Source organism: Micromonospora sp. CNZ309 (assembly GCF_002846525.1).
In genome coordinates this window covers 4,548,605-4,561,426 of sequence record NZ_PJNG01000001.1, presented here as the reverse complement: position 1 = coordinate 4,561,426, position 12,822 = coordinate 4,548,605, and the positions used below count along the sequence as shown (strand labels likewise).

Annotated in this window: 11 protein-coding genes and 1 riboswitch; of the genes, 8 read left to right on the top strand and 3 right to left on the bottom strand. The window is 73.8% G+C overall.

Features of this window, described 5'->3' with window-relative positions; genetic code table 11:
- Nucleotides 1-180 precede the first annotated feature (180 nt).
- Complete coding sequence (locus CLT72_RS19125) at nt 181-3,045, top strand: alpha/beta fold hydrolase (protein WP_101412964.1); 2,865 nt, start codon at nt 181-183, stop codon at nt 3,043-3,045.
- Nucleotides 3,042-3,917, top strand: a complete 876-nt coding sequence (locus CLT72_RS19120) for an ABC transporter permease (protein WP_101412963.1) — start codon at nt 3,042-3,044, stop codon at nt 3,915-3,917. Before CLT72_RS19125 ends, CLT72_RS19120 begins: the two co-directional genes overlap by 4 nt.
- Here the strand turns inward: CLT72_RS19120 and CLT72_RS19115 are convergent.
- The gene (locus CLT72_RS19115) at nt 3,854-4,177 is read right to left on the bottom strand and encodes a DUF4232 domain-containing protein (protein WP_144082274.1); all 324 of its coding nucleotides are present in this window, start codon (nt 4,175-4,177) and stop codon (nt 3,854-3,856) included. The genes CLT72_RS19120 and CLT72_RS19115 overlap by 64 nt on opposite strands.
- A 492-nt stretch (nt 4,178-4,669) precedes the next feature.
- Between CLT72_RS19115 and CLT72_RS19110 the strand changes: the two genes are divergently transcribed.
- A complete protein-coding gene (locus CLT72_RS19110) occupies nt 4,670-5,593 on the top strand; it encodes a hypothetical protein (RefSeq protein ID WP_144082273.1) in 924 nt (307 codons plus the stop codon).
- 76 nt (nt 5,594-5,669) lie between these two features.
- Here CLT72_RS19110 and CLT72_RS19105 read toward each other — a convergent pair whose 3' ends face one another.
- The gene (locus tag CLT72_RS19105) at nt 5,670-6,407 is read right to left on the bottom strand and encodes a hypothetical protein (RefSeq protein ID WP_101412960.1); all 738 of its coding nucleotides are present in this window, start codon (nt 6,405-6,407) and stop codon (nt 5,670-5,672) included.
- 176 nt (nt 6,408-6,583) lie between these two features.
- On the opposite strand from CLT72_RS19105, the gene CLT72_RS19100 reads away from it, so the two are divergent.
- The 4 genes from CLT72_RS19100 (at nt 6,584) to paaN (ending at nt 11,687) form a co-directional block, all read left to right on the top strand.
- Complete coding sequence (locus CLT72_RS19100) at nt 6,584-7,012, top strand: DoxX family protein (protein WP_101412959.1); 429 nt, start codon at nt 6,584-6,586, stop codon at nt 7,010-7,012.
- Between the two features lie 120 nt (nt 7,013-7,132).
- Nucleotides 7,133-7,268: riboswitch (SAM riboswitch) on the top strand.
- A 10-nt stretch (nt 7,269-7,278) separates the two neighbouring features.
- A complete protein-coding gene (gene thrC / locus CLT72_RS19095; protein ID WP_101412958.1) occupies nt 7,279-8,565 on the top strand; it encodes a threonine synthase in 1,287 nt (428 codons plus the stop codon).
- Nucleotides 8,566-8,941: 376 nt separating this feature from the next.
- Nucleotides 8,942-9,961: a GNAT family N-acetyltransferase gene (locus CLT72_RS19090; RefSeq protein WP_101412957.1), complete on the top strand. Its 1,020-nt coding sequence runs from the start codon at nt 8,942-8,944 to the stop codon at nt 9,959-9,961.
- A 52-nt stretch (nt 9,962-10,013) separates the two neighbouring features.
- A complete protein-coding gene (paaN, locus tag CLT72_RS19085; RefSeq protein WP_199184600.1) occupies nt 10,014-11,687 on the top strand; it encodes a phenylacetic acid degradation protein PaaN in 1,674 nt (557 codons plus the stop codon).
- Between the two features lie 74 nt (nt 11,688-11,761).
- Here the strand turns inward: paaN and CLT72_RS19080 are convergent, their stop codons facing one another.
- A complete protein-coding gene (locus tag CLT72_RS19080; protein WP_101412955.1) occupies nt 11,762-12,295 on the bottom strand; it encodes a GNAT family N-acetyltransferase in 534 nt (177 codons plus the stop codon).
- A 210-nt stretch (nt 12,296-12,505) separates the two neighbouring features.
- On the opposite strand from CLT72_RS19080, the gene CLT72_RS19075 reads away from it, so the two are divergent.
- Nucleotides 12,506-12,709: a cold-shock protein gene (locus tag CLT72_RS19075; RefSeq protein ID WP_067305333.1), complete on the top strand. Its 204-nt coding sequence runs from the start codon at nt 12,506-12,508 to the stop codon at nt 12,707-12,709.
- The last annotated feature ends 113 nt before the right edge of the window (nt 12,710-12,822 follow it).

Sequence of the window (12,822 nt, the reverse complement as noted above, 5' to 3'; positions counted from 1 at the left end):
GACGGAGAGTGACAAGGATGGATCGGAGTGGATTTCCGACGAACATCGGAATTCACGTGATCCGAATTCATCTTCCTGGGACGGTCTGGACCGCGCGCCCCGGACGCCGATCGGCCCGACCGGACGGACGTACGGAGGATCTCAGCCAACGCTCAGGATCCGGGCCGTACCGTGTGCCGAATGAGATCGCCGTTGTCGGCCGCGTGGATCCGGCGTGCCCTGTCCACCCGCCGGCGCGTCGTCGCCGCCACGGCGGTCGTCGTGCTGCTCGCCGCCGCCGTGACCTGGGCGGTCCTGCCGCGGGAGCCGGCCGTGCGCACCGCGGCGGCGTTCGTGAACGTCGCCTCCGGGCCGACCGGGGACGAGCCCGTCGACCTGGACACCACTCTCTACCTGCCCGAGGGCGCCTCGGCGGCCGACAGGGTGCCGGCGGTGCTGCTGGCGCACGGCTTCGGCGGCACCAAGGAGTCCGTACGCGCCGACGCCGAGGAGTTCGCCGGGCGCGGCTACGCGGTGCTCACCTGGACCGCGCGGGGCTTCGGCCGCAGCGGCGGGCAGATCCACCTGGACCACCCGGACTACGAGGTACGCGACGCGCAGCGGCTGCTGGACTGGCTCGCCGCCCGGCCCGAGATCCGCACCGACGCCGCCGGGGACCCGAAGGTCGGCGTCGTCGGCGGCTCGTACGGCGGCGCCCTGGCGCTGCTGCTCGCCGCGCAGGACCAGCGCGTCGACGCGATCGTGCCGATGATCACCTGGAACGACCTGTCCCGCTCCTTCCTGCCGGAGAGCAGCGGCAAGGAGCCCACCGAGGGCGTGTTCAAGTCCGGCTGGGCCGGGCTGTTCTTCGGCGGCGGCGGCAACGTCGGCTCCGGGCCGGGCGGGCTCTCCGGGGCCGACGCCGCGCAGCCCGAGGGGGCGCCCGTCTCCGCCGGCCCGCCCAGCCCGGGGCCGGGTGCCGGTCCGGGCACCGGCCCGGGGCGCGCGCCGGCCGGCGCCGGCGACCCGGCGTGCGGCCGGTTCGCCGCCGACATCTGCGCCGCGTACCTGCGCATCGCCACCACGGGTCGGGCCGACCAGGCCGCCGTGGACCTGCTGCGCCGCTCCAGCCCGGCCGGGGTGCTCGACCGGATCAAGGCGCCGACCCTGCTGGTGCAGGGCGAGGCCGACACCCTCTTCCCGCTCGGCGAGGCGGACGCCAACGCGCGCGGTATCGCCGCCGCCGGCACGCCCGTGCGGGTGGCCTGGTTCACCGGCGGCCACGACGGCGGCGAGGGCCCGAAGACCGACTCGGACCGGGTGAAGTTCCTGACCGTGCAGTGGCTCGACCACTACGTCAAGGGCGAGGGCGAGGCCCCGGGCGACGACTTCACCTGGTCGCGTATCGCCGGCTTCGACGCCCTCGACCGGGGGCTGGTGGCCACCGGCTACCGCTACGCCGACTATCCCGGCGTCGCCGGTACGGCCCGCCGGAGCGTTCCGGTGGCTGGCCCCGCCCAGCCCGTCGCCAATCCGCCGGCCGGCAATCCCGCCGCAATCTCCTCGGTGCCCTTCGCCGGTGAGCTGTCGGCGCTGCTCGGCGGCGTGGCCGGCGACATTCCCGGCCAGCACGCCCGGTTCGAGTCGGAGCCGCTGGCCGAGGCGGTGGACGTGGTGGGCGCCCCGACCGTCGACGTGCGGGCGGCGTCGCCGACGGGGGAGGCCGTGCTCTTCGTCAAGCTCTACGACGTCGACCCCAACGGCGCGGCCACCCTGCCCAACGGCCTGGTCGCCCCGGTCCGGCTCACCGGCCTGCCGCCGACGATCGACGCGGCACGTCCGGTCACCGTCACCCTGCCGGCGATCGTGCGCCGCATCGAGGCCGGGCACCGGCTGCGCGTGGTGGTGGCGACCTCCGACCAGGCGTACGCCACCCCGGTCGAGCCGGCCGTGCACACCGTCGCGGCCACCGGCGCGGTCAGCCTGCCGACCGTCGCCGGCGACCCCATCCCCACCTCCGCCACCGTGTGGCGCTGGGTGCTGGCCGGCCTGGTCGCCGCGATCGTCGTCGGGCTCGTCGTGGTCGTCGCCGTGGTCCGCCGCCGGCACCGCCGCCAGGACAGCTCCATCCACCCGGCGTACGCGGGCGTCCCGCTGGCCGTGCGGCAGCTCCGCAAGGAGTACGCGGACGGCTTCGTCGCCGTCTCCAACGTGGACTTCGAGGTGCACCCCGGTCAGGTCGTCGGCCTGCTCGGCCCGAACGGCGCGGGCAAGACCACCACGCTGCGGGTGCTGATGGGGCTGACCCAGCCCACGGCCGGCGAGATCTACGTCTTCGGGCACCGGCTGGTGCCCGGCTCGCCGGTGCTGTCCCGGATCGGGGCGCTGGTCGAGGGGCCGGGCTTCCTGCCGCACCTGTCCGGTCTGGAGAACCTGAAGGCGTACTGGCGGGCCACCGGGCGGCCGACCGAGGACGCGCACTTCGAGGAGGCCCTGGAGATCGCCGGCCTGGGCGACTCCGTGCACCGGCGGATCAAGAACTACAGCCACGGCATGAAACAGCGCCTCGCCATCGCGCAGGCGATGCTGGGCCTGCCCGAGCTGCTGGTGCTCGACGAGCCGACCGACGGGCTCGACCCGCCGCAGATCGCGGAGATGCGCCGGGTGCTCCAGCGCTACGCCACGGACGGCCGGGCGGTGCTGGTCTCCAGCCACCTGCTGGCCGAGGTGGAGCAGACCTGTACGCACGCGGTGGTGGTGAACAAGGGCCGCATCGTCGCCTCGGGCCCCGTCGAGGAGATCGTCGGCGAGTCGCCCAGCGTGCTGTTCGACGTGACCGACCCGGAGGCCGCCCGGGCGGTGCTCGACGGCCTGCACGGGGTGCGGGTGCTCCCCGACGGCGAGGGTCAGCTCGTGGTGGACACCAACGGCACCGCCCGCAGCGAGGTGGTCGCCGAGCTGGTCCGGGCCGGCATCGGGGTGGACCGGGTGGTGCCGCGGCGCCGCCTGGAGGACGCGTTCCTCGCCCTGGTGGGCGAGAACTCTCGGGGAAGCGGGGACCGATGATGGCGGGCACGTCACCCACGGCAGGCGCGGCGGCCGGCTACCGGCCGTCGGCGACCCTGCCGTTCGGCGCCGAGTTCCGGCGGCAGGCCTCCCGGCGGCGTACGCAGCTCGCGCTGGGTTTCATGGTGCTGCTGCCGTTGATCATCCTGATCGCGTTCCAGTTCGACACGGGCGACGACGACGACAACGGGCGCGGTGAGTTCGGCAGCCTGGTGGAGTTCGCCACGTCGGGCGGGCTGAACTTCACCCTCTTCACCATCTTCGTCTCGGCGTCGTTCCTGATGGTCGTGGTGGTGGCGCTGTTCTGCGGCGACACGGTGGCCAGCGAGGCGAGCTGGGGCAGCCTGCGCTATCTGCTCGCGGTGCCGGTGCCCCGGGCCCGCCTGCTGACGGTGAAGCTGGTGGTCGCGCTCGTCTACTCGGCCCTGGCGCTGCTGTTGCTCGCCGGCACCGCCCTGCTGATCGGCACGCTGCGCTACGGCTGGGAGCCGCTGCGCAGCACCGTGGCGGCCCAGCTCGAACCGGGCGAGGGGCTGCTGCGGCTGCTGGGGGTGCTCGGCTACCTGGCGGTCGTACTCCTGGTGGTGGCCGGCCTGGCGTTCCTGCTGTCGGTGGTCACGGACGCCGCGCTCGGCGCGGTCGGCGGCGCGGTGCTGCTCTGGATCCTCTCCAGCATCCTCGACCAGATCACCGCGCTGGGCGCGCTGCGCGCGTTCCTGCCGACGCACTACAGCACCGCCTGGCTGGGCCTGCTGTCGACGCCGGTGCAGACCGACGACGTGGTACGCGGCGCGATCTCCGCGATCAGCTACGCGACGCTGTTCTGGGGGCTGGCGTTCTGGCGCTTCACCCGCAAGGACGTCACCAGCTGAGGCGTCGGGTCGAAGCCCGACGTGATCTCCTTGGCCCCCTCGACCACCCGGACCGGTATCGGGTTGCCGTCGCCGTCGTGCAGACGCAGCACGGGATGACCGTTCAGCGGGTAGGGCTCCGTGCCGGAGTTGACCAGCTCCAGCCGCGCGGAGCAGGCGCCGAGCAGGACGAGCCCGGCCATCGCGACGCCGACCAGCGGTGCCGGTGTGGGGACTCCGCCGCGCGGACACGGTGCTGGTCGGTACGCGGGGGTTGCCATCGCCCGATCATCGCACCGGCCGGTGTTCGGCCGGGCTCCCGGACACCCGTCCGGAGGAGGGCTGACGGGCCCTGTCGAGCTGCCCCGTGCGTGGGACCGGCCTCTCCTCGGGGAAGGGACCGGGGAGCGGACTGCTCTCTGTGAGGATGTGGTGCCCGTGAGTGAGAATCGGGTATGTCCACTCCGCCCGCCGTGCCGCAGCCTGAGCCGCCCGCCGAGCCGTCGCCCGCGCCGTCGCCCGCGCCGCCGGCTCAGCCGTCCACGTCCCCGCCCGCGCCGCCCCCCGCCTCCCAGGCTGAACCGCCACCGACGCCCTCACCCGCGCCGCCGTCCGCCTCCCCGGCTGCGCCGCCACCGGGGTCGTCGCCCGCGCCACAGGCTGCGTCCGCACCCGCGCCGCCAACGGGGCAGCGGCCCGGGCCGGGCGCCCTGGCCGTGCTGGCCGACGAACGCCTGCCCGGCTTCCGCAGGCTCCGGCCGAGGCAGCGTGCGGTGTACGCGACCGCCGTCGCCGTCGTCGTCGTGCTCGGCGTGCTGTTCACCTACCACGCCGACCTTCTGCTGGACCGGTCGACGGCCACCGATCGGGCCCGCTCGGACAGGCAGGCCGAGCAGGCGGTCGACCGTGAGCAGCCCGCGTTCGTGTCCACCGTCACCCCCCTCGACTACGAGCGGGACCTGCCCGAGGCCTTCACCGTGCTGCTCGACCGGCCGCTGACCGAGGGCGAGCAGGCCGCCCTCACCGCCCTGACCGGCGACGGGTCGGAGGTGTGGGAGTTCCTGAAGCCGCTCGGCGGCCGAGTGGTCGAGCACGCGTCCTACGTGGCCCCGTTCGAGGACGGCAACGAGAATCGCGGCTATGCCCAGACGTTCGACCTGAACCTGAACAGCGACCGCGCCGCCGGGCTCACGATCAACGACATGACCGCCGTGAAGGACTCGTGCCGCGCACCCACGGCGCGGACCGTCGTCACCATCCCCCCGGCGGGTGCGGAGTCCCGGCAGGGCCTGCTGTGGGATCTGACCGGTGGGCCGACGGACAAGCCGCACGGCCCGTACGCCCTGGCCGAGGGCGAGCCGGAGGAGGGCCAGCTGTACTTCCGCCGTAACGTCGTCGAGCTGGGCAACGGTCAGTCCAACATGGCCTTCCGCATCCAGCCCGAGGTGTCCACCCACACGTGCGAGTGGCACATCGTCGCCTCCTACACCGATACGACCGGTTCCCACGAGCAACGCATCCCGAGCGGCACCGGCACGTTCACCACCGAGGCCATCCCGTCGCAGCCCGTCCAGTACTTCGAACGCCCCCCGGGCACGCAGTGGGGCTGCCTCGGCGAGGTGCGCCAGCGGAATTGCCCGGCCACCGCATCCGTACGGCTCCCGCGGCCACCGGTCCACCGGCCGGTCCCGGGCTGAGCCGCGCGTGCTCGTTCCGGCCGGAGCCGGCAACGATCGACGGGGCCCGGGCTGAGGCCGCCCGGTCGCGGGGACGTCAGCGGGACCGGGGCCTGCGCTTGCGGGTGGGGGAGTCGGGGGAGTCCGGCGCGGTGCCGGAGTCGGCGGTGTCCCCGTCGCCGGACGCGTCGGTCACCCGGGCGTCGGTGTGGCGCAGCTCGGCCAGCGTCGTGCCCCGGAGCTGGTAGACGGCGGTGCGCCGGATGCTCAGTTCCGCCATCGGGCCGTCCGCCGGTCGGGTCAGGTAGACCACCGTCGCCCTGCCGTCGCGCACGCTGACGCTCTCCACCGGCGTACGGTCGCCGAGGTCGACCTGGGCCTGGTAGTCCGGCTCCCCCCTGACGTTGCGCCAGGCGGCGAGGGTGAAGAAGCGGCCGGTGCCGCCGCCGTCGAGCACGACCACCCCCACCGCGTCGCCCGCGCCGTCGCCGTCGAGGTCGCCCACGGCGCACGGCCGCTGCAACTCCACCGTCGTGCCGTCGGGGCCGGACCAGCGGCCGTCGGCGAGGCGGATCGGGGCGGCGTGCCCGCGGTAGCGGACCTTCCTGCTGCCGACCAGGGTGTCGCGCAGTTCCAGGCAGGTGAGTTGGTCGCCGGTGCGGCGCGGGGTGGGGGTCGCCCGGGCGGTGTCGACGTCGTCCCGCTCGACGGCGGTGCCGGCGGGCCGGTCGGCGGACCGGTTCCGCTTCTTCCGGTTGCCCGTGGAGCAGGCGGTCGCCACCACCAGCAGGCAGGCCATGGTCAGCGCCACCACCGGGACGAGCTTGCGACGCATTCGCACGTTCCTTTCCGTCGATGTGACCGGCACCGTAACGGGCCCGCGCCAGCGCGCCCGGCGACAGGGATCCCCCTGCCCATGGGAGCGTTCCCACGAAGAGGGAATTCATCGACACGATCGAATGCCTATCGGCATTCTGGTGCCGTCCTGTCGTCCTGATCGGAGGTGCCCTGATGCTCGCTGACCGGATCGGTGGCCCGGCCCTGTCCCTGTTCCGTGCCGTCGTCGGCCTGCTCTTCCTCTGCCACGGCCTGGCCGCACTGCTCGGGATCCTCGGCGGCAGCCGGGGCACCGGCGAGGCGGTCCCGCTCGGCGAGTGGCCGGGCTGGTGGGCCGCGCTGATCCAGGCGGTCTGCGGCGGCCTGGTCCTCGTCGGGCTGTTGACCCGGCCGGCGGCCCTGCTGGCGTCCGGCTCGATGGCGTACGCGTACTTCGTGGTGCACCAGCCCGACGCGCTGCTGCCGCTGCGCAACGGCGGTGAGCTGGCCGTCCTGTTCTGCTGGTCGTTCCTGCTGATCGCCGTCTTCGGCCCCGGCGCGTGGGCGCTCGACACCCTGCTGCGCGCCCGGCGCTCCGCCGACGCCCGCTCGGTGACCGTCTGAATCCGTACCGTCGAGGAAGGTCCGCCGCCCGCCCGGCGGCGGCTGCGGGATCGCTCACAGCGTGGGATCTCCCGTCGATCCGGGCGGCGTCGGTGCTTAGACTCGACGGCACAACTGCATACCTCATCCAGAGGGGCTGAGGGATACGGCCCGACGACGCCCCGGCAACCACCCCGCGCGCTCACCGCAGAGCGACCGGCGGGGCAGGTGCCAATTCCGTCCCCGCCGCAGGGTGCGATGCGGGGAAAGATGAGAGGACCCTCGACATGACGTCGACGTTCGCCCCCTCCGGCATCGACACCACCGCCAGCCCCGCCCGCGCCCTGGTCTGCCGCGCCTGTTCGGCCCGCTACCCGCTCGCCGCCCAGCACGCCTGCTACGAGTGTTTCGGCCCGCTGGAGGTCGACTACGACGCCGCCGCGCTGGCGACGGTCACCCGGGAGCAGATCGAGGCGGGTCCGCGCAACATCTGGCGGTACGCGGCGCTGCTGCCCGCCGGGCAGGACCCGGCCACCCGGGTCACCCTCGACCCCGGCTTCACCCCGCTGGTGGCCGCCCCGCACCTGGCCGCCGAACTGGGCGTCACCGGCCCGCTCTGGGTCAAGGACGACAGCGCCAACCCGACCCACTCGTTCAAGGACCGGGTGGTCTCGGTGGCGTTGACCGCCGCCCGCGCGCTCGGCTTCAGCCGCTACGCCTGCGCCTCCACCGGAAACCTGGCCAACTCCGTCGCCGCGCACGCGGCCCGGGCCGGCGCGCCGTCGGTGGTCTTCATCCCCGGCGACCTGGAGCAGGGCAAGGTCATCACCACCGCCGTCTACGGCGGCGAGCTGGTCGCCATCGACGGCTCGTACGACGACGTGAACCGGCTCTGCGGCGAGCTGGTCGAGACGGACGAGTTCGAGGACACCGCGTTCGTCAACGTCAACGTGCGCCCCTACTACGCCGAGGGCTCGAAGACGCTCGGCTACGAGGTGGCCGAGCAGCTCGGCTGGCGGATCCCCGCGCAGGTGGTGATCCCGATGGCGTCCGGCGAACTGCTCACCAAGATCGACAAGGCGTTCGCCGAGCTGGTCGAGATCGGCCTGGTCGAGGCGCCGGCCGGCGGCTGGAAGGTGTTCGGCGCGCAGTCGGCCGGCTGCAACCCGATCGCCACCGCCCTGCACGCCGACACCGACACCATCACCCCCGTCCGGCCGACCGGCATCGCCAAGTCCCTGAACATCGGCGACCCGGCCGCCGGCATCTACGCCCTGGAGGCGGTGCGCCGCACGGGGGGCTGGATGGAGTACGTCGACGACGACGAGATCCGCGCCGGCATCCGCCTGCTGGCCCGCACCACCGGCGTCTTCGCCGAGACGGCCGGCGGCGTGACCGTGGCCGTGCTGCGCAAGCTGGTCGAGTCGGGCCGCCTGGACCCGGCCGCCGAGACCGTCGTCTTCAACACCGGCGAGGGCCTCAAGACCCTCGACGCGGTGGCCGGCCAGGTCGGCCCCACCCACCGCATCAAGCCCTCGCTGCGCGCCGCCCGCGACGCCGGCCTCCTCGGCTGACCCTCCCCTCCCCTCCTCTCCCCCCACCCCACCCCACCTGCTCCGCGTCGATCATGAGGTTGACGGCGAAGTTGATCGCGGACAGTGCCGCCAACCTCATGATCGACGGTCGGGGGCCCGGGGGTTGGGGGTTGGGTGGGGGATTCGGGGGGTAACTGGGTTTTCGCTGTGAGTGCGGAAAACGCGCCGACAAGGACTTGACGGCAGGAACCGGACGGCGCAAGATGCTCCGTGCGGGAGGGCGTTTCGCCGGAGACCTTGAGTTCTTGCGACCCAACGCCGGAGGCGTTGTGCGAGCGTCCCTCCCGACCAACTTCCGATCGGGCCAGCGTTAATTCGCTGGCCCGATCGTCGTCTGGTGGCGCACCCTCAGCCGATGAGCATCGCGATCGCGCCGCTCGACGCCGCCGACCAGGCCGCCGTCGACGAGGCGTACCGGATCGGCGCGGCGGCCAACGACGCCGACCTGCCGGACTTCCCGCCCCTGTGCCGGCGGCGCTTCGAGGCGGCGATCCGGCACCCGATGCCGGGCAACGAGCCGCTCTGGGCGCTGGCCCGGCTCGACGGCGTGCCGGCCGGCTACCTCGCGCTGGACCTGCCGCAGCTCGACAACACCGAGAACGCCACGGCCGAGGTGGTGGTGCACCCCCAGTGCCGGCGTCGAGGTGTCGGCCGTGCGCTGCACGAGCACGGCGTACGCCTGCTGCGGGAGCGGGGCCGCAAGCGGGTGCTGGCGATGGCGGTCTCCGCGCTGCCCGGCGGCCCGGCCCGCTCCGGGGCCGCCGCCGCCTTCGCCGCGTCGACCGGCGCCCGGCCGGCGCTGGCGGAGGTCCGCCGCCGGCTCGACACCACCCGGCTCGACCACGACGGCCTGGCCGCCGCGCTGGCCGACGCCCGGGGCCGGGCCGCCGGCTACGACGTCGTGCGCTGGCGGGGGGACACCCCCGAGGAGTACGTCGCCGACATCGCCTACCTGGACGGCCGGCTGATGACCGACGCGCCCCTGGGTGACGTGGAGTGGGAACCGGAGCGGATCGACGTCGAACGCGTCCGCGGCATCGAGCGGGCACTGCGGGCGCGGGGGCGGCGGCGCTACCACACGGCGGCGCGCCACGAGGCGTCCGGCCGGGTGGTCGCCTGGACCCTGCTCGACGTCGGCGCGTCGGCCGACTGGCACGCGTTCCAGCAGATCACCATCGTCGACCCGGAGCACCGCGGCCACCGCCTCGGCCTGCTCACCAAGGTCGAGAACCTGCGTCACCTGCTGGCCCACGAGCCGGCGGTACGCGCGATCGACACCTTCAACGCGGCCGAGAACGCCCACATGGTGCGGATCAACGAGCAACTCGGGTTCCGTCCCGTCGACGGTTGGACCGACTGGCAGCTCACCATCTGAGTTGTGACACGCCCCTACTGATCTGAGGGCTTCCTGTTGCATGATGGCGGGCATGACGGAGACCCCGCACCCCCTGTACGACAGGCACGCCGACACCCTCAACCGGGCGCTGACCGCGATCACGGAGCGCGGGTACTGGTCCGCCTACCCCGAGTCGCCCAGCCCCCGGGTCTACGGCGAGACCGCCGCCGCCGACGGCAAGGCCGCCTTCGAGGCGTACCTCGGCGGTGACTTCCCCCTCGACCAGCCGGGCGCGGCCGACCGGGTCGCCACCGAGGCCAGCCCGTTCGGTGTCGAGCTGGGCGTCCGCTACCCGCACGCCGGCGCCGACGAGCTGGTCGCCGCCGCCTCCGCCGCCCTGCCCGCCTGGCGCGACGCCGGCCCGCAGGCCCGGGCGGGGGTCTGCCTGGAGATCCTCGACCGGCTGCACAAGCACATCTTCGAGCTGGCCAACGCGGTGCAGTTCACCAGCGGCCAGGCCTTCGTGATGGCGTTCCAGGCCGGCGGCGCGCACGCGCTGGACCGCGCGCTGGAGGCGGTCGCCTACGCGTACGCGGAGATGACCCGGCACCCGGCGACGGCGGGTTGGGAGAAGGCGGCCGGCAAGGGCGACCCGCTGCGGATGAGCAAGACCTTCCACGTGGTGCCCCGTGGCGTGGCGCTGGTGATCGGCTGCAACACGTTCCCGACCTGGAACTCGTACCCGGGGCTGTTCGCCTCGCTGGTCACCGGCAACCCGGTGGTCGTCAAGCCGCACCCGCGCGCGGTGCTGCCGCTGGCGATCACGGTGAAGTACGCCCGGGAGGTGCTCGCCGAGGCCGGCTTCGACCCGAACCTGCTGCTGCTCGCCCCCGAGGCCCCGGGCGAGAAGCTCGCCTCCACGCTGGCCCTGCACCCGGCCGTGAAGATCGTCGACTTCACCGGCTCCACCGAGTACGGCGACTGGTTGGAGGCCAACGCCCGGCAGGCGGCGGTCTACACCGAGAAGGCCGGGCTGAACACGGTGGTGATCGACTCCACCGACGACTTCGCCGGCATGTGCCGCAACCTCGGCTTCACCCTGACCCTCTACAGCGGCCAGATGTGCACCACGTCGCAGAACATCCTCATCCCCTCCGGGGGCATCGAGACCGACCAGGGGCACAAGAGCTTCGACGAGGTGGCGGGCGGGATCGCCGCGGCGGTCGCCAAGATCACCGCCGACCCGGCGCGCGGGGTGGAGCTGACCGGCGCGATCGTCAACGACGGGGTGCTGGAGCGCCTCGACGCGGTCACCAAGGTCGGCGAGGCGGTGCTGGAGTCGCGTACGGTCGAGCACCCGGCCTTCCCCGGCGCGGTGGTCCGCACCCCGACGGTGGTCAGGCTGGCGGCCGACGACACCGCGACCTACTCGCAGGAGTGGTTCGGGCCGATCTCGTTCGCCATCGCCACGGGCTCCACGGCGCACAGCCTGGAGATCCTGCGCGCCACGGTCGGCGAGAAGGGCGCGCTCACCGCGGCGGTCTACTCCACCGACGAGGCGGTCCTCGACGCGGCCGAGGCGGCGGCGGTCGAGGTCGGGGTGCACCTGTCCTGCAACCTCACCGGCGGGGTCTTCGTGAACCAGTCGGCGGCCTTCTCCGACTTCCACGGCAGCGGCGCCAACGCGGCGGCCAACTCCGCCCTCACCGACGGCGCGTACGTCGCCAACCGGTTCCGCGTCGTGCAGTCCCGCCGGCACGCCTGACCCCGTCGCGGCTGTCCGGGTCGGCCCCAGGCGGGCCGGTCCGGGCGGCCTCGGGCCGGGCGCCGGGCGGCCCGTCAGGCCGGGCGGCGCATCTGGAGTTCGGTGAGCGCCGGCACGGTGGGGTGCGGGACGCGTACGCCGGTGTCGACGAAGCCGAGCCGCTGGTACGCGCGGTAGGCCCGGTCGTTGCCGACCACGACCTCCAGCAGCAGTTCGGGGCGCCCGCAGGCCCGCGACCAGGCCGCCACGGCGTCGACGAGGTCGCCGAGGAGGCCGCTGCCCCGCCAGGCCGGGGTCACGTAGACGGCGTACACCACGGTCAGCCCCGGCTCCCCGGGAGCCGCCGTGCCGCCGGCATGCCCGACGAGCCGGCCGCCCGGGTCCGCGACGAACTGCGCGGTGCCCGCCCCGACGGAGACGGACGCGATCCGGGCCGCGTAGTCCGCGTGCGACCGGGCCGCCGCGTCGGCGAGGGTCTCCAGGAAGGCCAGTGGGGCGTCGGCGAGCATCTCCAGCCGCAGGGCCCGCACCCGGGCGGCGTCGCGCGGCCGGACCCGACGTATCTCCGCCCGCCGCGCAGGCGGCGACCCGGCGGGCGCGCTCGTCATGACGCATGCCTACCACAGCGATGAACGCCGATGCCGCTCGGTCGAAATTCGCCCGATTTGTGGTCGTGCGCCGTCGTCACGCTTCGTGTAGCGTGCGATTTCGGTCACCGTTTCAGCGGCCCTCGTCGATCGCCGAGCCGGTGGTCCTCCGGTGCCGGCCCGCCCGGCCTCCGGGGTCGTGGAACGCCGCGCAGAGTGAGGAAGTGCACCGTGGCACAGGGCACCGTCAAGTGGTTCAACTCCGAAAAGGGCTACGGCTTCATCGCCGTCGACGGCGGGCAGGACGTCTTCGTCCACTTCTCGGCGATCGAGATGGACGGCTACAAGGCGTTGGACGACGGCCAGCGGGTCGAGTTCGAGATCGCCCAGGGCCAGAAGGGGCCGCAGGCCGAGCGCGTGCGCGTCATCGCCTGACCCCGGCACTTCTCCCGCCCCGCGCCGGTCGCCCCCTCGGCCCGGCCGTGGGGGTCGGGGCGACCCGGCGACGCGGGGCACCCGTGACCGGCCCGTCCCTTGGGGGCGGGCGT